Annotated in this window: 20 protein-coding genes and 1 riboswitch; of the genes, 6 read left to right on the top strand and 14 right to left on the bottom strand. The window is 63.3% G+C overall.

Translation table 11 applies throughout. From position 1 onward, the window contains the following. Nucleotides 1–37 precede the first annotated feature (37 nt). The 3 genes from PWP93_RS28670 to PWP93_RS28660 all read right to left on the bottom strand — a co-directional run bounded on the left by PWP93_RS28670 (nucleotide 38) and on the right by PWP93_RS28660 (nucleotide 3,311). Nucleotides 38–1,108 carry a porin gene (locus PWP93_RS28670; RefSeq protein WP_421047053.1) on the bottom strand — a complete coding sequence of 357 codons (1,071 nt, stop codon included), beginning with the start codon at nucleotides 1,106–1,108 and terminating at the stop codon, nucleotides 38–40. A gap of 90 nt (nucleotides 1,109–1,198) precedes the next feature. After that, nucleotides 1,199–2,389, bottom strand: a complete 1,191-nt coding sequence (locus PWP93_RS28665; RefSeq protein ID WP_421047052.1) for a pyridoxal phosphate-dependent aminotransferase — start codon at nucleotides 2,387–2,389, stop codon at nucleotides 1,199–1,201. Nucleotides 2,390–2,444: 55 nt separating this feature from the next. After that, nucleotides 2,445–3,311 carry an HpcH/HpaI aldolase family protein gene (locus PWP93_RS28660; protein ID WP_421047051.1) on the bottom strand — a complete coding sequence of 289 codons (867 nt, stop codon included), beginning with the start codon at nucleotides 3,309–3,311 and terminating at the stop codon, nucleotides 2,445–2,447. A 189-nt stretch (nucleotides 3,312–3,500) separates the two neighbouring features. Here PWP93_RS28660 and PWP93_RS28655 point away from each other — a divergent pair, with 189 nt between their 5' ends. Then, nucleotides 3,501–4,196, top strand: a complete 696-nt coding sequence (locus PWP93_RS28655; RefSeq protein ID WP_421047050.1) for a GntR family transcriptional regulator — start codon at nucleotides 3,501–3,503, stop codon at nucleotides 4,194–4,196. Between the two features lie 70 nt (nucleotides 4,197–4,266). On the opposite strand, the gene PWP93_RS28650 is transcribed toward PWP93_RS28655, so the two are convergent. From PWP93_RS28650 to PWP93_RS28640, 3 genes are all read right to left on the bottom strand, one after another. Then, nucleotides 4,267–4,599 (bottom strand): hypothetical protein, encoded by a 333-nt coding sequence (locus PWP93_RS28650; protein ID WP_421028288.1) that lies wholly within the window; start codon nucleotides 4,597–4,599, stop codon nucleotides 4,267–4,269. 173 nt (nucleotides 4,600–4,772) lie between these two features. Continuing rightward, nucleotides 4,773–5,069, bottom strand: a complete 297-nt coding sequence (locus PWP93_RS28645; RefSeq protein WP_421047049.1) for a DUF4148 domain-containing protein — start codon at nucleotides 5,067–5,069, stop codon at nucleotides 4,773–4,775. A gap of 170 nt (nucleotides 5,070–5,239) precedes the next feature. Further along, nucleotides 5,240–5,623 carry a hypothetical protein gene (locus PWP93_RS28640; protein WP_421047048.1) on the bottom strand — a complete coding sequence of 128 codons (384 nt, stop codon included), beginning with the start codon at nucleotides 5,621–5,623 and terminating at the stop codon, nucleotides 5,240–5,242. Between the two features lie 138 nt (nucleotides 5,624–5,761). On the opposite strand from PWP93_RS28640, the gene PWP93_RS28635 reads away from it, so the two are divergent. Then, nucleotides 5,762–6,145, top strand: a complete 384-nt coding sequence (locus tag PWP93_RS28635; protein WP_421047047.1) for an ATP-dependent protease — start codon at nucleotides 5,762–5,764, stop codon at nucleotides 6,143–6,145. A gap of 452 nt (nucleotides 6,146–6,597) precedes the next feature. Here PWP93_RS28635 and PWP93_RS28630 read toward each other — a convergent pair whose 3' ends face one another. The 4 genes from PWP93_RS28630 to PWP93_RS28615 form a co-directional block, all read right to left on the bottom strand. Further along, nucleotides 6,598–6,942 (bottom strand): cupin domain-containing protein, encoded by a 345-nt coding sequence (locus tag PWP93_RS28630; protein WP_014193317.1) that lies wholly within the window; start codon nucleotides 6,940–6,942, stop codon nucleotides 6,598–6,600. 231 nt (nucleotides 6,943–7,173) lie between these two features. Beyond that, the gene (locus PWP93_RS28625; protein ID WP_421028768.1) at nucleotides 7,174–7,389 is read right to left on the bottom strand and encodes a DUF3820 family protein; all 216 of its coding nucleotides are present in this window, start codon (nucleotides 7,387–7,389) and stop codon (nucleotides 7,174–7,176) included. Between the two features lie 64 nt (nucleotides 7,390–7,453). Then, entirely contained in the window at nucleotides 7,454–8,398 is a 945-nt protein-coding gene (locus PWP93_RS28620) for a LysR family transcriptional regulator (protein ID WP_421047692.1), read from the bottom strand. Between the two features lie 148 nt (nucleotides 8,399–8,546). Then, complete coding sequence (locus tag PWP93_RS28615; RefSeq protein ID WP_175196844.1) at nucleotides 8,547–8,702, bottom strand: hypothetical protein; 156 nt, start codon at nucleotides 8,700–8,702, stop codon at nucleotides 8,547–8,549. A gap of 262 nt (nucleotides 8,703–8,964) precedes the next feature. Between PWP93_RS28615 and PWP93_RS28610 the strand changes: the two genes are divergently transcribed. The 4 genes from PWP93_RS28610 (at nucleotide 8,965) to PWP93_RS28595 (ending at nucleotide 16,110) form a co-directional block, all read left to right on the top strand. Further along, the gene (locus PWP93_RS28610) at nucleotides 8,965–10,851 is read left to right on the top strand and encodes an acyl-CoA dehydrogenase (RefSeq protein ID WP_421047046.1); all 1,887 of its coding nucleotides are present in this window, start codon (nucleotides 8,965–8,967) and stop codon (nucleotides 10,849–10,851) included. 267 nt (nucleotides 10,852–11,118) lie between these two features. Next, nucleotides 11,119–12,792, top strand: coding sequence for a GMC family oxidoreductase (locus PWP93_RS28605; RefSeq protein WP_421047045.1), 1,674 nt, complete (start codon nucleotides 11,119–11,121; stop codon nucleotides 12,790–12,792). A gap of 46 nt (nucleotides 12,793–12,838) precedes the next feature. Continuing rightward, the gene (locus PWP93_RS28600) at nucleotides 12,839–14,773 is read left to right on the top strand and encodes an alkyl/aryl-sulfatase (protein WP_421047044.1); all 1,935 of its coding nucleotides are present in this window, start codon (nucleotides 12,839–12,841) and stop codon (nucleotides 14,771–14,773) included. Between the two features lie 70 nt (nucleotides 14,774–14,843). Continuing rightward, nucleotides 14,844–15,033, top strand: a riboswitch (yybP-ykoY riboswitch). A 72-nt stretch (nucleotides 15,034–15,105) separates the two neighbouring features. Beyond that, the gene (locus tag PWP93_RS28595) at nucleotides 15,106–16,110 is read left to right on the top strand and encodes a sodium:calcium antiporter (RefSeq protein WP_421047043.1); all 1,005 of its coding nucleotides are present in this window, start codon (nucleotides 15,106–15,108) and stop codon (nucleotides 16,108–16,110) included. A gap of 51 nt (nucleotides 16,111–16,161) precedes the next feature. Here PWP93_RS28595 and PWP93_RS28590 read toward each other — a convergent pair whose 3' ends face one another. The 4 genes from PWP93_RS28590 to PWP93_RS28575 form a co-directional block, all read right to left on the bottom strand. Beyond that, the gene (locus tag PWP93_RS28590) at nucleotides 16,162–16,878 is read right to left on the bottom strand and encodes an MIP/aquaporin family protein (RefSeq protein ID WP_421028281.1); all 717 of its coding nucleotides are present in this window, start codon (nucleotides 16,876–16,878) and stop codon (nucleotides 16,162–16,164) included. A gap of 120 nt (nucleotides 16,879–16,998) precedes the next feature. Beyond that, nucleotides 16,999–18,504: a glycerol kinase GlpK gene (gene glpK / locus PWP93_RS28585; protein ID WP_421047042.1), complete on the bottom strand. Its 1,506-nt coding sequence runs from the start codon at nucleotides 18,502–18,504 to the stop codon at nucleotides 16,999–17,001. A 32-nt stretch (nucleotides 18,505–18,536) separates the two neighbouring features. Beyond that, a complete protein-coding gene (gene glpD, locus PWP93_RS28580; protein ID WP_421047041.1) occupies nucleotides 18,537–20,066 on the bottom strand; it encodes a glycerol-3-phosphate dehydrogenase in 1,530 nt (509 codons plus the stop codon). A 316-nt stretch (nucleotides 20,067–20,382) separates the two neighbouring features. Next, complete coding sequence (locus PWP93_RS28575; protein WP_421028278.1) at nucleotides 20,383–21,162, bottom strand: DeoR/GlpR family DNA-binding transcription regulator; 780 nt, start codon at nucleotides 21,160–21,162, stop codon at nucleotides 20,383–20,385. Nucleotides 21,163–21,227 lie beyond the last annotated feature (65 nt).

Genomic DNA, 21,227 nt, shown 5'->3' with positions numbered 1-21,227 from the left:
TCCTTTCAGTATGACCGGCGGCGTGACGCGCTGCGCATCAGAACATGTGGCGGATGCCCACCGCGACGCCGGTCTGGTTGTTCTTGCCCGGCAGCTCCGTGTACGCGCCGCCCGAAACGTGGTTGTAGTCGACCGTGCCGTAAACCTGCGTGGCCTTCGACAGCGAATATTCGGCCAGTAGCACGCCCGTGTAACGCTCGCCATTGTTGGCCGCGTAGCCGTTGAGGTTGTGCATGTCGTCGTAGTAGAACGCGCCCGTGAGTGCCAGCGCGGGTGTCGCCTGATAAGTCGCGCCCGTATAGAGCGTCATGTCGCGACGCTGATTGGCCGACGGCGAGCCGGTGATAACGGTGCGGCTCGGGTCGTTGAGCGCCTCGTCGACGGCACCCGTGCCGTCCTGCCCGCCCAGGTACCCCGCGAACAGCGTCGCCGGACCGGCGGCATACTTCACGCCTACGCCCCACATGCGCTGGATGTTGTTGCTGAGATCGCGCGTTTCCTGATACGTGCCGCCAAAGCTCGCCGGACCGAGGTCATACGAGGCGCGCACGCTCCACGACGAATTCTTGCTCAAGCTGCCGGGCTGCTGGCCAAACCCATAGGTTGCGCCGAGATGGAGGCCGCCGAATTGCCCGGTGTAGGTCGCGGCGCTGTCGATGCGGCCTACCGTCATGAAGAACGGCCATGAGTTCGCCGTATAGTTGCCGACGGTCAGCGGATCGAAGTCGCCGTAGAAGTTGAAGGCCTCCGTCCCCTGGCGGCCGAACGTGACGGTGCCGTACTGGCTTTCCAGACCCACGTAAGCGTAGCGGCCAAACAGACGCCCGCCCTGATTGAGCTTGCCGGTCTGCGGATCGAAACCGCTTTCGAGCCGGAACACCGCCTTCATGCCTGCGCCCAGGTCCTCGTCCCCTTTCAGGCCCCAGCGGCTATTCGTGATCGCGCCATTAGTCAGTTGTACCTGGTTGTCGTTAGCCGCGTTCGAATTGTTGGTGAAACGAATGCTCTGATCGACAATGCCGTACAGGGTGACGGAGCTTTGCGCGAAAGCGCTGCCCGTCAGACCAATTCCCAGCATGGCTATTGCGGCGTGAAGTTTGCGTTGCATGATTTTGCTTTGTCTCCTCGTGGGATGAATAATGGTTCTCCGGTTAGCCTCCGGAGTGGGCACTTCGAAATCCTGGCTCGAACAGTCCTCTCAGGGCTGAGCGGAGCCGCTCAGGGGCGCTCGGGTTCCCTTACGCAATAGTGTTTCGAGCCGGTCCATCGCTTCGATCAGGCTGGCGTCGCTGCGCGCGTAGCACAGGCGAATCTGATGCGCCGACTCCACACCGAACGCGATGCCCGGCGCGAGCCCCACGCCGGCCTCGTGCACAGCGCGTTTGCAGAATTCGAGCGTGTCGGTGACGCCGTCGATACTGAACATGAGATAGAACGACGCGCTGGCCGGGACCACATGCAGACCGTCGATCGCGCGCAGGCGATCGAGCGCGATCTGCCGGCCACCGCGGCAGCGCGCCACAAACGCTTCGACAATCGCCTCGCCTTCATTGAGGGCCGCTGCCGCGCCCGCCTGCAGAAACGCCTGGCCGCCGCTGGTGTTGAACTGGACGAGCTTCTCGAACGTACCGAGCATCGCACGCGGAAACACGAGCCATCCCATACGCCAGCCGGTCATGAGCCAAGCCTTGGAGAAGCTGTTGATCACGAAGACCGGGTCGTCCGGCGAGGCGATTTCCAGCAGCGAAGGCGCATAGGGCCGGTCGTACACGATGCGCTGGTACACCTCGTCCGCGAGGATCGCGATGCCGCGCGAACGCGCGAATTCGAGTAGTTGCCGCTGCTGGCCGGCTTCCATCGTCCAGCCTGTCGGGTTGCCTGGCGAGGCATAGTAAATGGCCCGGGTGCGTGCATCGCAGGCGTCGAAGAGTTGCTGCAGGTCGAGATGCCACCCGTCGTCGCCGTAACCGAGCGGCACGCTGCGCACGTCGCCGCCCGCAATCGTGACGGCGCGCAGAATGTTGGGCCACGACGGCGTCACGCACACGACGTTGTCGCCCGGCTCGATGATCGCTTGCGCCACGAGCGTGACGGCATTCATGCCGCCGCACGTGACGGAAATGCGCTCGTCGTCGATGGCGATGCCGCAAAGCCGCGCGTAATATGCGCGGATCGCATCGCGCAATTCGGCAATGCCGCGATTAGGCGAGTAGAACGTGTGCCCCGCCGCCAGCGCACGACTGGCGGCATCGCAAAACGGTTGCGGCGTCGGCAGGTCGCTTTCTCCGGCCCATAGGCCTATGACGTCATTGCGGCCGATCCCCAGGCGCCAGACATCGATGATCGGCGAATCCGGCATCGCTGCGATTGCTCGTCTCGTGATATCCATCGCGTCCTCTCGTTCCTTTGGAGTCCGATCAAAATGAAAAGCGCGTGCCTTGCGTCTAACCGCGCGCATCGTCCTTCGCTTCTTCTCGCACCTGGAGAAAGCCTTGCTTCACCACGTCGATGTCGTTGGCGCTCACGGCCATCCGGCATCCGCGCTCGAACGCCTGATGTACGGCGCGCGCGTTGCCCGTGAAGATGCCGCACGGCAAACCGTTTTCCGAGGCAGCACGCACAACGCGCTCGCAATCGCGGTCGATCACCTGGCTATCGGCGGTGCCGCGTGACATGGCCAGGTCGCCGGTGCCGATGAACAGATAGTCGACGCCCGGGGTCGCGGCAATAGTCTCGACGTTTTCCACGCCCTCGGCCGTTTCAATCATCAGACCAATCGCTACTTCGCGATCCGCGTCCCGCATTGCCTCGAGCCCCGCCCTCAGCGGCCGCACGCCGCCGGCCGAGCGCTTCCCCACCGGCGGGTATCGTCCTGCCAATACTGCCCTGCGTGCGTCGTCCGCCGTTTCAATGAGCGGCACCAGCACCGAAGCCGCGCCGGCGTCGAGCGCCTGTGAGATGGCGCTGTGCGAGTTTTCCGCGCAGCGGGCAATCACCGGCACCCGCGTGCCCACCGCGCCAATGGCCGCTTCAAGCGTAGTGCGCTCCCACAAGCCGTGTTGAAGATCGATGACGAGCGCGTCCGGATTTGCCTGAGCGGCAAACTCCACCATCGGCGCACTGCCCAGCGCCAGCCATATCAGACGAAGAGGATGTTCATCGGCCAGCAGTGGCTTCAGCGAGCGAAAAAGCATGGACTTACGCCTCGTTCCTGGAGTGGGCCGCCGAGCCCGAAAGACCCGACTCGACAAAAAACTGAATTCAGTTTTTGGGATAGCGTGAACATTACTGTGGATATATTTTGATGTCAACGAACTGCCTCCAAAATTTCTTTCCGCCCGCGTCAGAGCCTTTTATTGCAAGGAATTCGGGGTTTTACCGAGATGGGTTTTCACCGATAGGCCGTCAGGACTGGCGGCCCCGTGACCGCCTTGACAATTCGCGCCCCGGCGGCCGAGAATGACTATCAAATTCGGAATTCAGTTTACGGAACGGCTGCCATGACGAGAGGGGTTGCAAAGATTCCCAAAGCGCCGGTCAGAACCGCGCTCACGCAAACGACACTGACCGAGACCATCTATCAGGAAGTCCGCGCCCGGATGCAGCGCGGGGACGTTGGGCCGAACGATCGGATTCTCGACTACGAAATCGCCAACGAATTCGGCTGCACGCGCATGCCTGTTCGTCAGGCGCTCGTGCGCCTCGTCAACGAGGGTTTTCTGGTCGGCACCACGCGCGGTTTCGTCATCCCGAGGCTGACGAACAATGACGTCCATGAGATTTTTGAAGTCCGCAGGCTGCTTGAGCCGAGCGCCGCAGCGGGTGCAACCGCGGTGCTGACGGACGTGCAGGCCGCTGCGTTAAAGCGCGCGTACCAGAAAGCCGTCCGAAGCTGCGAAAAGCAGGACGGCGCTGCGTTGATGGCAGCCAATGTGGAGTTTCGCGATGTCTGGCTCTCGGCCGTACAGAACAGTCGGCTACAGGACACGATTCGGCGGTTTACCGACCACGCGCAGCAAGTCAGATCGCTCACGCTGACCGACCCGTCGACGCAGAAGATTGCATTGGCAGGCATGCGCGAATTGCTGCAAGGCTTCCTCGAGCGCGATTCGAAGCGTGTGAGGGCCGCCATGCTCGAATTCATTCTCAATGCCGAGCAGCGCTATTTCGTGTCGGTGGACGGCCAGAATCCGTGATCGAGGCGGGGCGCGAGCACGCGTTGCCCGAGCCCCACTGAGCTGTGATTGCCGGGCGGAAGGCCCGGACCTAGCGACCCATGCGCCGATCGTAACTACGGTTGATGCGCCCAAGCAGCGAAGGATCTTGTGCATTGCCGGAATTGAATTGCACCATCACGCTGCCATCGGCTTGCTGGCGCACGTTCGCAGTGACCGTGCCGCCGGCGGCGGTTCCGGCTATCGCGCCGGTGCCGGGGTCCTGAACCGTGATCGCGACGCCTTCGTCGCGCATCGCACCTGCAGCGGCGGCAAAGGACCGGTCGAAACTCGCAGGCTGCATGACCACGGTGCCGGGAGGCGGCGCGTAGTAATACGGACATCCCGCCAGAGGCAGCAGGCCGGCGCACACAGCAGCGAGCATGAGTCGTCTCGCGACGACACCTTTCTTTCCGCGCGATTTCCGGCAACTCCGTAAGCTCGTCATTATGGGTGTCCGTGTGTCAGTTTCCTGCGGAAGGTTTTAGCCTACCCGCTGTCCCGTTCGTTGGATATCGGACCTTGGTCCGATTCCCGCGCCTCCCACCGGCGTCGCCACTACCGGCAGTCCGTTTGAACCCACTGATCGACCAGGCGCTGCGCCGCGTGCAGATCGTCCGGGTAGTTCGGGTCATCGTTCCATGGCGACGGGTCATAGCCCGCTTTCCTCAGCGCCGAAAGCTCGGCCTGGCGTTGCTCCTTTGTAGGAGACGGATTGCTTTTTAGCGCGACCAGGTCGCGGCACTCCGTTGGGCTCAGATGGGGTCCGCTTTGCGGCATGCCGCCAGCGGCACATCCCGCCAGCAAGAACGCCAGCGCAACAAGCGTCGAGCGGTTTCTCCGGAAGTTTTCCATGAAGCATCTCCACACGTCTGATTGGCGCAACGCAAGCGCGTGCGATGCCACTGCCCATGCTGGCGCGATCGAAGGAAAGGACACGTACTATGGGAAAGCGACATCTGCCGGAAACAGGATCGATACTTCACACTCTAGTGCTTCTGCTCGCCGGTTGCGTCGAAGGAGACTCACGAAACGTCACTAGCCCGTGCCGCGATATTCACGTTCGGCAAACGGCTCAGAACGTTGGGAGACAGTAACAGCTTGGCTGCGCGCACTCCCGCTCGTGCAAGTTCTCCGCCGAATCGTTGCTCGATCACATCGATGGCGGCCCAAATGTTGGGCCCGACATTTTTTAAAGGGCGTTTGGCTATGGGCGTCAATTGCAATGCATCGATTGTTCTTTTGATATTTACCAGCCGCGGAAATGGATTGCCTCCCCGGCTGGTATGGAAAGGCGGCTGGGCGGCAGCGCACAGGTACATGCCCATTATCCTCGGATTGTAGAAACGTTTGACGTTGCCAAACATTTTTGTGCGAGTTTTCTCGCGCGAGCGATCGGCCGGGCGCATGGCGCGACTGATGTTCTGGTTCGAACAGGACTGCCAGTACGCTAGCAAGCGTTTTGTGAAAGAACCCCCGCCGATGCAACGAAACCCGTCCGTGTGCGGCCCGTGCGATGATGTGCCACGACCAACACGAGATATGGGATGACAACGACATTCGACGAAGCAACAACGGCGGCGATCGCCGCGTTTGCCCAACTGGACTTCTACACGGCTGTACAGGCGATGCGCGCCGAGGCCGACTACGACCGCGAACGGGACCAGTGGATCTCGCGCTACATCGACGAGCACGGCGGCGGCACGGACGATGCGGAATACGACGCCTTGCACGCGCAGGCCCAGGCAACCCCGGAATACGCGCAGTTCGTCGATGCCGTCCGCACGGAAATCCGGGAATACTTCGTCGTGTCCGACAATCAACTGAACTGGGTGATCCTGCTACGCGATGACGATAGCGATGCGCTTTGGGCGGAGGTCAACCGGCAGCGAAGCGCGCTGGGCACCGGTGAAGTACGCGGAGATCTTTGATCATCGCGTTCCATCGGGTCCAGGTCATTCTTCAGCTATTGGTATCCGCGCGACCACGAATGTCAACCTTCACTGCGGGCGGATGCGTACTCTCGCCCCGTTGCGCTCATTTCGCAGTGCAGTTTTCACGGCCTGATCGCATTCGGCCGCAAGGGCTGAAGCGTGCCATCATCGCGATGGTCGTACTCGGTGCAAACCCGCCCAAAGACGCGGTGTATCCGCTTAACGTGGCCGCCGCCGATGGCAAGCGCGTGAGCGGAGACAAGCGCTATGTCCAGGTGGTGGACACTGGGCAGGAGCAGGCCAGCGCATGCGTTAGGTATCGGACCTCGCAACGTAGCGATGGAGCGCAGAATCGATGGTGAAGGCCAGAGCATCGATCCGGCTGATGCGCGCCATCGCGCGTCATTCGCCAGCGGGCGTATTGAGTCACCGGTGCATCAGCTACGGGCTCAGGCGAAGACGAAGTACTTGCGCACCGTCTCCACCACCTCCCAGGTCCCCTTCATGCCGGGTTCAATCACGAACACATCACCCGCCTTCAGGTGCACCGACTCCTCGCCTTCCGGCGTGATAATGCAGTAGCCGTCGAGAAAGTGACAGAACTCCCACTTCTCGTAGTTCACCTCGAATTTACCCGGTGTGCAAATCCAGGTGCCCATGATCTTGCTACCGTCCTTGGAGAGGTAAGCGTTGAGGTTCACGGTGTGCGGATCGCCGCCGATGCGCTTCCACTTGGTGGCGTCAAGGACCGGAGTCGGGCAGGTTTCGCGCAAAACGGTAATGAAATCGGACATGTCGGCTCCAAATGAACGGATAAGAGGTTCATCACCTTAGTTCAAAAGCGTTACTGGAACTTGTACGCTTCCGACACCAACTCATCTATTTTCGACACCGACTCCTTCCCAGCTTGCTGCGGGCGCCGTTTGGAAAATTCGCGGACTTTGCCTGTGCCGCCAAAAGGCAAATCGCCAACTTGATGGTCAAGCGGCTGAACGGCTTAGCGCAACGACGACGCCTGACTCGCGCTATCCGCGTTTGCGCAGCGGATCGAGCAAGCTCCTCAGGCCGTTATGGTCCATCTCCTGCATCAGCGCGAGCAGCCGGCCGATTTCTCCCGGTGGAAACCCTTCGCGGGCGAACCAATTGAGGTAATGCCCGGGCAGATCGGCAATGAGCCGGCCTTTGTACTTGCCGAAAGGCATGGTGAGGGTGACGAGGCGTTCAAGGTCTGGAGCTTGCATGATGGGCGTATTGTGCATGGCTGTCCGTTGCAGCATGCCACAGCGCGCCGACTGATTCAGCTTGCTATCTGCGCGCTTGTCCAGCCGTTGCTTCGCGCCCACGAGGCTCGATCCGCACCGCCTCCACCCGCTCGCGCAGCAAAGGCGTCGCGAAATCCAGGAACGCGCGCAGCTTGAGTGGCAGCGGCGCTTGCCCGCCGTGCACGAGACTGACGGGCCATGGCGCCAGTTCGAACGCCTCGAGCACCACGGCAAGCCGCTTTTCGCGCACCGCCTGCGCAACCTGATACGAAAGCACGCGCGTGAGCCCCACGCCATGCAGCGCAGCGTCGATCGCGGCCTCCGCGGTGTTGACCGCGAGCCGCGCGTGCACCGACTGCACGACGTCGCCCTTGCCCGCGCGGAACGTCCACGTGCGGCCTTCGACACCCTCGAACGTCACGCAGTGGTGCCGCGCCAGATCGCCTGGCGCAGCGGGCACGCCGTGCTCGGCCAGATACTCGGGGCTCGCGCAAACCACGCGGCGAATCGCGCCCACGCCCACCGCCACGAGCGCGCTATCGGGCAGCTCGCCAATGCGCACGGTGGCGTCCACCTGCTCTTCCATCAGATTGACCACGCGATCCGCCAGCATCAGCCGCACGTCGATCTCGGGATACTGCGCGAGAAACGCATTGACGATGGGCAGCACGTGCAGCCGCCCGAACACCACGGGCGCCGAGAGCGCAAGCGTGCCTCTTGCCGTGGTGTATTCGCCGGTTGCCGCGCGCTCGGCCTCGCCCACCTCTTCCAGGATACGCCGGCAGGCCGCCACGTAAGACGCCCCGGCCCCGGTCAGCGCGAGTTGCCGAGTGGTGCGTTTGAGCAGCCGCGTCTTGAGATGCGCCTCGAGGTCGTTGACCTTGCGGCTGACCGTGGCCAGCGGCATGTGCAAACGCCGCGCCGCTGCGGAAAGGCTGCCGGCCTCGACCACGGCGACGAGCACGGACATCGCATCGAGCCGGTCCATGATGTTCTCGCTGTTCGGGAGGATGAGCATGAATATTGCCGTATCTTCTTCAAACGTGCGATTTGGGAAGGCGCAGCCCGGGTAGGTAAATGCAAAAAGCCAGCAAACCCGGTTTGCCGGCTTTCCAGGTCGGAGACCTCTGCGAAGCTTAGCTTGCCGATGCTGCAGCTTGCGGCGTGATCACGAGGTTCAGGCCGTTTTCCTTCGTGATCGTCAGGGTGACTGCCGACGGGGTCTTGTTGGCGCCAGCGCCAGCCGTAACGACTTGCAGGTTCGACAGCTGTTCACGTTGAATCAGTTGCATGAGCAACCTCCATAAATATGTGCGTGTGTTGAGAGAATGCTCCCCAATTAGGGAGGGAGCGGCGAAAAGCTTACGGCCAATCTCTCGCCGGGCGGGCTGTCTCGATTTGAAGATTCGTGAAGAAGCTTTGGCACTTGATTTGCGTCGCCCGACAAGCGAGTCATTGCACGGCGGCACCATAAAGAACTTGGAGAAATCACCAATAGCACGATCGTGCTATTTTTGTTAGGCTGCGACTTTTCTTATTCACGGGCCCTCTGCCATGTCGCTGATCTTCTCTCGCCGTGATCTTGATTTCCTGCTCTACGAATGGCTCGACGTCGAGCGCCTTACGCGCATCGCGCGCTACGCCGACCATTCGCGCGAGACCTTCGATGCGGCGCTCGACACCTGCGAGAAGATCGCGACCGACCTGTTCGCGCCCCACAACAAGAAAAACGATCAGCACGAACCGCACTTCGACGGCGAAACCGTCACTATCATCCCCGAGGTCAAGACCGCGCTGAAGGCGTTCAGCGAAGCGGGTCTGATGGCTGCGGGCCAGGACTACGAATACGGCGGCATGCAGTTGCCGCTGGTGGTCGAGAAGGCGGGCTTGGCGTGGTTCAAGGCCGCGAACGTGGGCACGAGCGCGTATCCGTTCCTCACCATCGGCAACGCCAACCTGCTGCTCGCGCACGGCAGCGCAAAGCAGGTCGAGACCTTCGTGAAGCCCGAGTTCGAAGGCCGTTACTTCGGCACGATGTGCCTGTCCGAGCCGCAGGCGGGCTCGTCGCTTTCCGACGTGGCCACACGCGCCGACTTCGAGCACGACTCGCCGCTGGGCGCGCAGTATCGGCTGCGCGGCAACAAGATGTGGATCTCGGGCGGCGAGCACGAACTCTCCGAGAACATCGTCCACCTCGTGCTCGCGAAGATTCCGGGCCCGGACGGCAAGCTCATTGCCGGCGTGAAGGGCCTCTCGCTCTTCATCGTGCCGAAATACCTCGTAAGCGAGGACGGTTCGCGCGGCGAGCACAACGACGTCGTGCTCGCCGGCCTCAATCACAAAATGGGTTATCGCGGCACGACCAACTGCCTGCTCAATTTCGGCGAGGGCACCAAGTACGCGCCGGGCGGGCGCGCGGGCGCTATCGGCTATCTCGTGGGCGAGCCGCACCAGGGCCTCACGTACATGTTCCATATGATGAACGAGGCGCGCATCGGCGTGGGTCTCGGGGCGACCATGCTCGGCTATACCGGCTATCTGCATGCGCTCGACTACGCGCGCAATCGTCCACAGGGGCGCAGCGTGGGCGCGGCAGGCAAGGACCCGGCTTCGCCGCAGATCAGACTGATCGAGCACGCCGACGTGCGCCGCATGCTGCTCGCGCAAAAGAGCTATGTGGAAGGCGCGCTCGCGCTCAATCTCTGGTGCGCGCAACTGGTGGACGAAGCGCGCGCTGCCGCCGACGACGCGGCGCGCGAGCCGCTCACGCTGCTGCTCGACCTGCTCACGCCGATAGCGAAGAGCTGGCCCTCGCAGTGGTGCCTCGCCGCCAATGATCTCGCGATCCAGGTGCACGGCGGCTATGGCTATACGCGCGAATATAACGTCGAGCAGTTCTACCGCGACAACCGCCTCAACCCGATTCACGAGGGCACGCACGGCATCCAGGGCCTCGACCTGCTGGGCCGCAAGGTCACGATCAAGAACGGCGCGGCGCTGAAGCTATTCGTGCAACGTGTGCAGGCTACGACGGACCGCGCACTGTCGAGCGGCGACAAGCAGGATGCCGCGTATGCGCGCTCGCTTGAAGCGGCGCTGAATCGTCTTGTCGATGTCACGCAAACGCTCTGGTCGGCCGGCGACCCGAGCGTCGCGCTCGCCAATGCGTCGGTGTATCTGGAAGCGTTCGGGCACGTGGTGGTCGCGTGGGTCTGGCTCGAACAGGCGCTCACCGCGCGCGCGGCGCTTGCGCACACAAGCGGCACAAGCGGCACAACCGAGGAAGGCGGCAAAAACGACGATGAGGCCAGCTTCTATCGCGGCAAGCTCGCCGCCGCCGAATACTTCTTCGCCTGGGAGCTGCCGAAGACGGGCGCACAGTTCGATCTGCTCGCCTCGCTCGACCGCACGACGCTCGACATGCAGGATGCCTGGTTCTAATCCGGCGGTCGTGCGCCGCTCAAAGCACTTGAGCGCCAGCAAACCTGCCCGCCGCGCTCCCCCACCTACCTGACTGGGGGGGTGTCCCCCCCGCGCGCTGTCCTTACCCTGAAAGCCGTTCTGCCCACGCCGCCAGCGCGGGCAGAGTCACTTCAGAGGAGACAGACCCTGCGCCGCCCCGAACCCGCTTCGGGCCGCCTGCGGGATTTCGCGCACTACCACCAAAGTGGACGACGCATGACGCCGTATCCACGACAGGGGACACCCATGAGTTCACCCTCCGCCGTGCCCGTGGCGGGCGAATACGATTATCTGGTGATCGGCGCCGGATCGGCCGGCTGTGCCGTGGCGGGCCGCCTCGCAGACGACCCGACGGTGCGCGTCGCCGTGATCGAGAATGGCGGCCCGGACGACCATTACCTGATCTGGACGCCCATCGGCCTCGCCAAAACCGTCGTCAAGCCTGGCCCCTACAACTATGGCTACTACACCGAGCCGCAGCCGGCGCTCGGCGGCCGCACCAGCTATCAGCCGCGCGGCCGGGTGCTGGGCGGCTCTTCGTCACTCAATGGCATGGTCTATATCCGCGGCCATCGCAAGGATTACGACGACTGGGCCGCGCTCGGCTGCGAGGGCTGGAGCTACGACGACGTCCTGCCCTACTTCAAGCGCAGCGAGAACAACACTCGCTTCGCCGGCACCGACAATCCGTGGCACGGCACGGACGGCCCGCTTTATGTGAACGACCTGCGCTCGCCCAATCCTTTCTGCCATCACTTCCTGCAAGCCGCGCAGCAAGCGGGCCATGCGCTGAACGACGACTTCAACGGCGCCGAGCAGGAAGGCTTCGGCTACTACCAGGTCACGCAGCACAACGGCGAGCGCTGGAACGCGGCGCGTGCCTATCTGCACCGGGGCAAGACCACGAACGGCCACTACAACTTCGGCCGTAATAACCTGGCAGTGCTGACCGGCACCCAGGCGCTGCGCCTCGTCTTCGAAGGGCGGCGCGCGGTGGGCGTGCGGGTCGTGCGCGATGGCGTGCAACACGTCCTGCGCGCACGGCGTGAAGTGATCGTGAGCGGCGGCGTATTCAATTCGCCGCAGCTCTTGCTGGCCTCTGGCATCGGGCCTGCCGCGCATCTGCGCGAAATGGGCGTCGAGGTGCTCCACGACCTGCCCGGGGTGGGCGAAAACCTCCAGGATCATCTGGACATCGTGCTCAACACGCAACTCGACAGCACCGATCTGTTCGGCGCGACGCTGCGCGGCGGCCTGCGTCTCCTCAAGGAGATCCGCCGCTATCGGCGCGAACGTACCGGCATGCTGACGTCCAACTTCGTCGAAGCAGGCGCGTTTGTGAAGAGCCGCCCCGAGCTCGATCGCCCCGACCTCAACCTTGTGTTCACCGTCGCCCTGATCGGCAATCGCAACATGGGCAGCCGACGCAAGCTCGGCCACGGCTACTCGGGGCACGTATGCGTGCTGCGCCCCGAAAGCCGCGGCGTCGTGCGCCTGCGCTCGCCCGACATGCGCGAAGCGCCGCTGATCGACACACGGCTGATGAGCGCGCCACGCGACATGGAAACGCTGATAGCCGGCATCCACATCATGCGCAATATCTTCGGGCAGCCTGCGCTGAAGAACCTGGGCGGCCGCGAAATGAAAAGCGAGAGCTTCGCCGATGAAGCCAGCGTGCGCGCTTTCGTGCGCGGTCACGCCGATTGCCTGTATCACCCGGTAGGCACCTGCAAGATGGGGCGCGACGCGGACCCGCACGCGGTCGTCGATCCCGAACTGCGCGTGCGAGGCGTGGAAAGTCTGCGCGTGGTGGACTGCTCGATCATGCCAACGCTGATCGGCGGCAACACCAACGCTCCGGCCATGATGATCGGCGAAAAGGCCGCCGACATGATTCGCGCCGCACAACGCCGGGCATAGCGAGAATATCGTCGGCAAGGCGCCGGCATAATCTGGGAGACACACGATGCAACATCCGATCAAGCAAGAAGCCCAGCAGGCGCTGCCCGGGCCGCTTCCCGCAACCGAGGCGACCATCGCCGCGCAACAGCACGCGCTGAACGACCTGCCGCCCGACGATCCGATTGAAGTCGCCGATGCAAAGCGCGGCTTTATCGGCACCATAGCCGATGCGGAGATTCGCGGCGCATACGGGCAACTGGTCTGGAGCCTCGCCGATTATGGCTTTCTCGACGAGCAAGCCGCGCCGCCCACCGCGCATCCCGGTCTGTGGCGCCATGCGCGGCTGAACAGGCTGCACGGTCTCTTCAGCGTGACCGAGCGCATCTATCAGGTGCGTGGCTTCGACGTTTCCAACGTGACGTTCATCGAAGGCGAGACCGGCCTGATCGTGATCGATCCGCTCACGTGCAAGGAAACCGCTGCCGCCGCGCTCGAGCTGTATTTCGCGCATCGTCCGAGGCGCCCTGTCGTGGCGGTCATCTACAGCCACAGCCATGCCGATCACTTCGGCGGCGTGCGAGGCGTCGTGGACGAAGCGGATGTCGTGGCCGGCAAGGCGCAGGTCATCGCGCCCGCTGGATTCATGGAAGAAGCGGTGTCGGAAAACGTGATGGCGGGCACGGCCATGGCGCGGCGCGCGCAATTCCAGTTTGGCCATACGCTCGCGCGCAATGCCTGCTGCCAGATCGATGCGGGCATGGGCAAGAATATTCCGCGCGGCACGATCACGCTGATTCCACCGACAAAGCTGATCATGCAAATGACCGAATCGCATGTGATCGACGGCGTCGAAATCGTGTTTCAGCTCACGCCCGAAAGCGAAGCGCCCGCCGAGATGCACTTCTGGTTCCCGCAGGAGCGCGCGCTCAACCTGGCCGAGAACGGCACGCGGTCGCTGCACAATCTGTGTCCGCTGCGCGGCGCGCAGGTACGCAACGCGCAATTGTGGTCGCGATACCTGGGCGAGTCGCTGGAGCGCTACGGGCGCGAAGCCGAGGTCGTGTTAGCGCAGCACAACTGGCCGACCTGGGGCAACGAGCGCATCGTCGATTACCTGGAGGCGCAGCGGGATCTCTACAAATTCCTGCACGACCAGACTGTGCGCCTCATGAACCACGGCTTGAACGCCGTTGAAATCGCCGAGCAGATTCGCCTGCCGGACGAGCTGCGTTCGAAGTGGCATGCGCACGGCTACTACGGCGCTGTCGTGCACAACGTCAAGGCCATCTATCAGCATTACCTGGGTTGGTACGACGGCAATCCGGCTAACCTGCACGCCCTGCCTCCGGAGGCTTCCGCACCGCGCTATGTCGAGTACATGGGCGGAGCCGATGCCATGCTCGAGCGCGCGCGTCGAGATTTCGATCAAGGCGAGTACCGTTGGGTCGCCCAGTGCATGAACCACCTGGTGTTTGCACAGCCGCAGTTGCGCGAAGCGCGCGAACTGGGTGCTGCTGCGCTCGAACAGATGGGGTATCAGGCCCAATCGGCAACGTGGCGCAACGCGTTCCTGCTCGGCGCGCGCGAACTGCGCGAAGGGCGAGATGCTTCGACCGAATTCGGCAGCCGCAGCGCCGACATGGTCAGCGCGATTACCGAGGAAATGTTCTTCGACTATTTCGCCGTTCGTGTCGATGGCCTGAAGGCGCAGCATCTGAACATGCGCATTGCGTGGCGTTTCAGCGACATCGATAAGCAGTTCAAACTGAATCTCCAGAACGGGGCGTTGACGTGGTGCTACACATCGCCAAACGAGCGCACCGATCTGAGCGTGACCATGTCGAGGCAAACGCTCAACCGGATCCTCTGCGGCGAAACGGGCTTTCAGGAAGCCGTACTTGCGCGCGAAATCCAGCTGGACGGCAAGGTCGAACTGTTCCGCGCCATGCTAGGGACCCTCGACAAATTCGACGGCGATTTCAACGTCGTGGAACCGTGACGCAGATGTGCCGACGAACTACGCGATGAAACGAGCCCCCTCCCGCACAACCGCATTCGTCGGCTATAATGCGCCGGTCTTAGGGGAGTAGTCTGCGTCACGCGCGATGCGTGTCGCGCCGCCGTCAACATAATTGGCACGCTGTGCCATGGCGCCGGCAGCCGTTCTTCGGCCTGACGAGACCTATGACGTCATCCTTCATACCCGGGCTGGGCGGGGGGATTGCGTCATTGGTCCGTCCGTCCAGCCCGAGGAATGCCGTTTCCCATGCACCGCTTTTCACGCCGCCACGCGATCGCAGTCGCACACACCCGCACGACGGAGCGCTCGTCATGATCTGGACGTTCGCCCTGCTCATTGCCGCCGCCGGCATCATCTATCTATCCTGCGAAACCTTCGTCAATGCCGTCGAGTGGCTCGGCCAGAAGCTCAAGGTCACGCAGACGGCCACCGGCACGATCCTTGCCGCGTTCGGCACGGCGCTGCCCGAAAGCGTGGTCACGCTCGTAGCCGTTGCGTTCGGCACCGATCCGGCCCACAAGGAAATCGGCATTGGCGCAGCCATTGGCGGGCCGCTCGCGCTCAGCACCGTCGCCTATGCGGTGGTGGGCGTCGCGTTGCTGGCGACGGTCGCGCGCGCGGGCCGTGCAGGCGCCGGCACCGTCGACGCCGATACGCGCCGCCTGCGCCGCGACCAGCTCTGGTTCCTCGCGATCTTCGTGGCGAAAATCGGGCTCGGACTCGTGGTGTTCAGTTTCAAGCCCATTCTCGGCATTGCGTTTCTCGCGGCCTACGCGCTCTATTGCTGGAAGGAGCTGAGCGACGATGGCGATGAGATCGAAGACGTGGGGCTCGAGCCGCTCAAGCTGCGTCCGCGCGATGCGGATCCGTCGCTGTTCTGGGTCCTGCTCCAGACCCTGGGCGCGCTGGTCGTGATCTTCTTCGCCTCGCACCTGTTCGTGCAGCAGATCGGTAAAGTAGGACCGTGGCTCGGCCTGAGCCCGCAATTGACTGCGCTGCTCTTCAGCCCGATCGCCACCGAGCTGCCGGAAATCATGAACGCGATCATCTGGGTGCGTCAGGGCAAGGAGCGGCTCGCGCTCGCGAACATCAGCGGCGCGATGATGATCCAGGCGACCATTCCCACCGCATTCGGCTTGTTCTTCACGCCGTGGCACCTGGGTGCGCCGTCGATTCTTGCCGCGGCCACGACGATGCTCGCCATCCTGTTCCTGCAATGGGCGTTCCGTGCGCCGCAAGTGCATAGCCGCCAGCTTACGCATGTGGGCTGGCTCTATGCGGTGTTTGCGGGCATGCTGTGGGTGATTCCGAAGTGATTGGCTTGCGGCGGTTGCGCAACACGTTGCGAAACCGCCGCCCCACGACCCTCAATGCGTCGCATGCAGATACAGATACAGCGACGCAGCCGCCACGCCGCCCAGCAGCGGTCCGAGCACGGGAATCCACGCATAGCGCCAGTCGCTGTCTCGCTTGCCCGGGATCGGCAGCAGCGCATGCATGATGCGCGGCGAGAGATCGCGCGCCGGGCTCATGGCGTAGCCCGTGGGGCCGCCCAGCGAAATGCCGATGCCGAGCACGAGCAGGCCAACCGGCAATGCATCGAGCGCGCCCAGGCCCACCTGCGGCGAGGCCAGATACAGTACGCCGAGGATCAGCACGAAGGTACAGATGGCTTCGGTCATCACGTTGTGCCGCACGCTACGGATCGCAGGCGCGGTGCAGAACACGGCGAGCTTGAGATCGGCATCGGCTTCGTTCGCGAAGTGCTGGCGATAAGCTAGCCACACGAGGAACGCGCCCGCCATGCCGCCGAGCATCTGGGCGACGATGTAGCCGCACACCTTCGACCATGCGAACTTGCCCGTGAGCGCGAGGCTGATCGTCACGATCGGGTTCAGATGCGCGCCGCTGTACGATGCGGTGACGTACACGGCCACGAACACGGCCATCGCCCAGCCCATCACGATGACGATGAGGTCGGCGCCCTTGCCTTTGGTCTTTGCGAGCAGCACGTTGGCGACCGCGCCGTTGCCTAGCAGCACGAGTATGGCCGTGCCGATGAATTCAGCAATGTATGGTGACATTCTGATTATTTCTCAGGATTCCGAAATGGACGCGAGACCAGCGCAGTGCTGGCTGCGCGGCCCTTCGGTAATGGGTTACGTTGACTCGTTCGAATTCTTTGGCTGGATGTCGCCGCGGCGTTACTGCGTATCGTCGGCCCAAGCCTTGGCGGCGCGCACCGCGCGCTGCCATCCCGCGCGACAGGCGTCCACCTGCGATGGCGGCATGGCGGGAGAGAAACGCTTGTCCACATGCCACTGGCTCTGCAGTTCGTTCACGCTTTTCCAGTAGCCGGTCGCAAGGCCAGCGAGATAGGCCGCGCCTAGCGCGGTGGTTTCGGTAATCCGCGGACGCACGGCATCCACGCCCAGCAGGTCAGCCTGGAACTGCATGAGCAGGTTATTGGCGCTCGCCCCGCCGTCCACGCGCAACTCGCCTACGCTGATGCCCGAATCGGCCTCCATGGCAGCGAGCACGTCGAGCGATTGATACGCGATCGAATCGAGCGCGGCGCGCGCGACGTGCGCCGCGCTCGTGCCGCGCGTCACGCCAAAGAGCGAGCCGCGCGCGTGCGCGTTCCAGTGCGGCGCTCCAAGGCCAGCGAAGGCCGGCACCAGATACACACCATCCGTGTGCGGCACGCTCGCCGCAAGGGCTTCGACTTCCGCCGCGCTCTTGATGAGGCCCATGCCGTCGCGCAGCCATTGCACCACGGCACCAGCGATAAAGATGCTGCCTTCGAGCGCATAGTTCACCTCGTCGCCAATCTGCCACGCAATGGTCGTCACGAGATTGTTCTTCGACTCGATGGGCGTCGTGCCCGTGTTCATCATGAGGAAGCAGCCCGTGCCGTAGGTATTCTTCACCATGCCGGAGGCCGTGCACATCTGGCCGAACAGCGCCGCCTGCTGGTCGCCGGCAATGCCTGCGAGCGGAATCTTCGACGCGAATACCGTGGTTTTGGTCGGCCCGTACACTTCGGATGACGAACGAACTTCAGGAAGCATGCTGCGCGGAATATCGAGCGCGTCGAGCAGCTCGTCGTCCCATTTGCGCGTGTGGATATTGAACAGCATCGTGCGCGAGGCGTTGGTCACGTCGGTCACGTGCAATTCGTGCTTCGTGAAATTCCAGACGAGCCAGCTGTCGACGGTGCCAAACGCGAGCAAGCCTCGCCGCGCCTTTTCGCGCGCGCCTTCCACGTTGTCGAGAATCCAGCGGATCTTGGTGGCCGAGAAGTACGCGTCGATCGGCAGACCGGTCTTCGCGCGCACCATGGCTTCGAGGCCTTGTGCCTTGAGTTGATCGCAGAAGTCGGCCGTGCGGCGGTCCTGCCAGACGATCGCGTTGTAGATGGGATGGCCGGTCTCGCGGTCCCAGACGATGGTGGTTTCGCGCTGGTTCGTGATGCCAATGGCGTCGATATTGGTGCCGTTCAGTCCCACGCGCGTAACGGCTTCGGCGGCCACGCCCGCCTGGGTCGACCAGATTTCCTGCGGATCGTGCTCGACCCAGCCCGGACGCGGATAAATCTGCTCGAACTCCTTCTGGGCCATCGAGACGATATGGCCCTGCCGGTCGAACAGCATCGCACGCGAACTCGTGGTGCCCTGGTCGAGCGCAAGAATGTACTGTTGGTCCTGCATGTCTCTTATCTCCATCCGTGAGTAGTTTTGATTCACGCCGCGATGTGCGGCGCGCGGCTCGCGGCAAACCACGCTTCGAGCGCCGCCGTGACCGCCTCCAGCGTGCCCGACGCCACATGCAAGCCGAGCTTCGAGCGGCGCCAGAGCACGTCCTCGGCGCAGGTCGCCCACTCGGTATCACGCAAATAGCGCAATTCGGCCTCGTAAATGCCTGGGGCAATCTGCGGCCCCAGTTCTTCGAGCGACGCAGCCTTGCCGATCAGGCGCTCAGCGCGCGTGCCGTAAGCGCGCGCGTAGCGCAGCGCGAGCGGCGCGGGCAGCCAGGCGTGGCGACCCGCGAAGCCTTCGGCGAAGGGCGCGAAACGCGCGTTCGCGATGTCGCCGCCCGGCAGCGGCTCGCCGGCAGTCCAGCCCGGCGCGTTGCTGCCCAGCACGCGGCACAGCCTGTCGCCGGCTTCTTCCGCGAGCTTGCGAAACGTGGTGATCTTGCCGCCGAACACGGAGAGCAACGGCGCGCCTTCAGTGTCGTCCATCTCCAGACGATAGTCGCGCGTGACCGCCGACGCATTCTTCGCGCCCTCTTCTTCGAGCAGCGGCCGCACGCCCGAGTAGGTCCAGTGCACGTCGGCGGGCGAGATCTTGCGCTTGAAATAGCGGTTGATCGACTCGCACAGATAGCGCGTTTCGTCGCCGTCGATCGAGACTTTCGCGGGATCGCTGCGGTATTCCACGTCGGTCGTGCCGATCAGCGTGAAGTCGTGCTCGTAAGGAATCGCGAAGATGATGCGCTTGTCCGGATTCTGGAAAATGTAGGCGTGGTCATGATCGAATAGACGCTTCGTCACGATATGGCTGCCCTTCACGAGGCGTACGCTGTGCTGCGCGCCGCGCCCGAGCGCGCCGTGCAGCACCTCGCCCACCCATGGGCCCGCCGCATTGGCCACCGCGCGCGCGCGCACGTCGAAGGTGCTGCCGTCGGGGCGGCGCAGGGTCGCCAGCCATTCGCCATTCACGCGCTGCGCGCCAACGAGCTTGGTGCGCGTGAGAATCCGCGCGCCGCGCTCCTGCGCGTCGAGCGCATTGAGCACGACCAGACGCGCATCGTCCACCCAACCGTCCGAGTAAACGAAACCGCGCCGAATGGTGTCGATGAGCGGTGCGCCCGCCGCGTGGCGGCGCATGTCGATGCCGCGCGAGCCCGGCAGCAGCTCGCGCCTGGCCAGATGATCGTAAAGAAAGAGCCCGACGCGGATGAGCCACGCGGGGCGCAAGTCGGGCATGTGCGGCATCACGAAGCGCAGCGGCCACATGATGTGGGGCGCCGAGCGCAACAGCGTCTCGCGCTCCTGCAGCGCCTTGCGCACGAGGCCGAACTCGCGGTATTCGAGGTAGCGCAGCCCGCCGTGAATCAGCTTTGTGCTCGCTGACGAGGTGTGCGAGGCAAGGTCGTCCTGCTCGCAAAGGAGCACGGAGAGCCCGCGCCCGGCCGCGTCACGCGCGATGCCCGCGCCGTTGATTCCGCCACCCACGACGAGCAGATCGTAGCGATTCTGTTGACTCACCTGCGTTCCCTGATAGTTCCGGCAAACTCGCGATCCTGGTTGATCACGCCAAAGCATTCACCAGGATCGAACCCAAAAAATGTTCGAATTCGAAATTTATCGAACAAAACAGAAAAAGTAAAGTTCGCTTTTATGGTGTGACGAGCGGACTTCCGGAATCGCCTGACAAAAGGCAACTGCCCTGCATATCGCTGGATTTCAAGCGCAAGTAGGCGCCCGATCAAGCGCCTGGAGAGCGTTTGAACAAGCGCGAAAATTTTCGAATGATGTTCGTATTGCTTTCGTTTCGGCACATGCGGATGCGCCGCGCCGCTGCCTAGTCCGCGACGTACACGGCCGTTCCCGCCTGGGCCACGGTCTCGTTCATTTGGGCGGGCAGGGGCTTGTCGGTGAAAAGCGCGTGAATCTGGCTCAGATGCCCCTGACGCACGAGCGCGGGCCGGCCGATTTTCGAATGATCCGTCACCAGATAAACGGTGCGCGCGTGCTCGATGATCGCTTCCGCCACGTGCACCTCGCGCGTGTCGAAGTCGCGCAGCGTGCCATCGGTTTCGATCGCCGAGGTGCCGATAATCGCGTAATCGACCTTGAACTGACGAATGAAGTCGATGGTGAGCTCGCCCACAATGCCCTTGTCCCATGGCCGCACGATGCCGCCCGTAATGAGCACTTCGCATTCCGGGTAGCCGCTCATCATGCTCGCCACGTTCAGGTTGTTCGTGATGACGCGCAGGCCGCGATGGCGGTTGAGCGCGCGCGCGACCTCCTCGGTCGTGGTGCCGAGGTTGATGAAGAGCGAGGCCTGATCAGGGATGTGCGAGGCCGCGAGCGCGCCGATGCGCCGCTTCTCCGCGTGGAACATCTGTTGCCGCGCGCCGTAGGAGACGTTTTCCGCACTCGTGGGCAGGCTCGCGCCGCCGTGGTAGCGGCGCAGGAGGTTCATGTCGGCGAGCCAGTTGACGTCGCGGCGGATGGTCTGCGGCGTGACGCCGAAATGCGCGGCGAAATCGTCGACGGTCACGAAGCCGTCGCGCTGCACCCATTCGAGCAGCTCCTGCTGACGCGCGTTGAGGGTGAGGCGGGGGTCTCGTGTCATGGTCTCGTGATGGCTGCGAATGGGAACTGGCACTATTGTAAGGGCAGTCGGGCTGGGCATTCGGT

The organism is Paraburkholderia sp. A1RI-2L (genome assembly GCF_048957375.1).
GTDB lineage: Bacteria > Pseudomonadota > Gammaproteobacteria > Burkholderiales > Burkholderiaceae > Paraburkholderia.
Note: the sequence above shows the minus strand (reverse complement) of the source record. Positions and strands in the feature narration are given on the sequence as shown.

Coding starts and splice junctions, on each gene's coding strand:
- PWP93_RS28605 (WP_421047045.1), top strand. CDS start 11,119: ATGAGTTCACCCTCCGCCGTGCCCGTGGCGGGCGAATACGATTATCTG.
- PWP93_RS28640 (WP_421047048.1), bottom strand. CDS start 5,623: ATGCGCCCGGCCGATCGCTCGCGCGAGAAAACTCGCACAAAAATGTTT.
- PWP93_RS28630 (WP_014193317.1), bottom strand. CDS start 6,942: ATGTCCGATTTCATTACCGTTTTGCGCGAAACCTGCCCGACTCCGGTC.
- PWP93_RS28665 (WP_421047052.1), bottom strand. CDS start 2,389: ATGGATATCACGAGACGAGCAATCGCAGCGATGCCGGATTCGCCGATC.
- PWP93_RS28645 (WP_421047049.1), bottom strand. CDS start 5,069: ATGGAAAACTTCCGGAGAAACCGCTCGACGCTTGTTGCGCTGGCGTTC.
- PWP93_RS28650 (WP_421028288.1), bottom strand. CDS start 4,599: ATGCTCGCTGCTGTGTGCGCCGGCCTGCTGCCTCTGGCGGGATGTCCG.
- PWP93_RS28610 (WP_421047046.1), top strand. CDS start 8,965: ATGTCGCTGATCTTCTCTCGCCGTGATCTTGATTTCCTGCTCTACGAA.
- PWP93_RS28625 (WP_421028768.1), bottom strand. CDS start 7,389: ATGCAAGCTCCAGACCTTGAACGCCTCGTCACCCTCACCATGCCTTTC.
- glpK (WP_421047042.1), bottom strand. CDS start 18,504: ATGCAGGACCAACAGTACATTCTTGCGCTCGACCAGGGCACCACGAGT.
- PWP93_RS28655 (WP_421047050.1), top strand. CDS start 3,501: ATGACGAGAGGGGTTGCAAAGATTCCCAAAGCGCCGGTCAGAACCGCG.
- PWP93_RS28575 (WP_421028278.1), bottom strand. CDS start 21,162: ATGACACGAGACCCCCGCCTCACCCTCAACGCGCGTCAGCAGGAGCTG.
- PWP93_RS28595 (WP_421047043.1), top strand. CDS start 15,106: ATGATCTGGACGTTCGCCCTGCTCATTGCCGCCGCCGGCATCATCTAT.
- PWP93_RS28620 (WP_421047692.1), bottom strand. CDS start 8,398: ATGGACCGGCTCGATGCGATGTCCGTGCTCGTCGCCGTGGTCGAGGCC.
- PWP93_RS28635 (WP_421047047.1), top strand. CDS start 5,762: ATGACAACGACATTCGACGAAGCAACAACGGCGGCGATCGCCGCGTTT.
- PWP93_RS28615 (WP_175196844.1), bottom strand. CDS start 8,702: ATGCAACTGATTCAACGTGAACAGCTGTCGAACCTGCAAGTCGTTACG.
- PWP93_RS28590 (WP_421028281.1), bottom strand. CDS start 16,878: ATGTCACCATACATTGCTGAATTCATCGGCACGGCCATACTCGTGCTG.
- PWP93_RS28600 (WP_421047044.1), top strand. CDS start 12,839: ATGCAACATCCGATCAAGCAAGAAGCCCAGCAGGCGCTGCCCGGGCCG.
- PWP93_RS28670 (WP_421047053.1), bottom strand. CDS start 1,108: ATGCAACGCAAACTTCACGCCGCAATAGCCATGCTGGGAATTGGTCTG.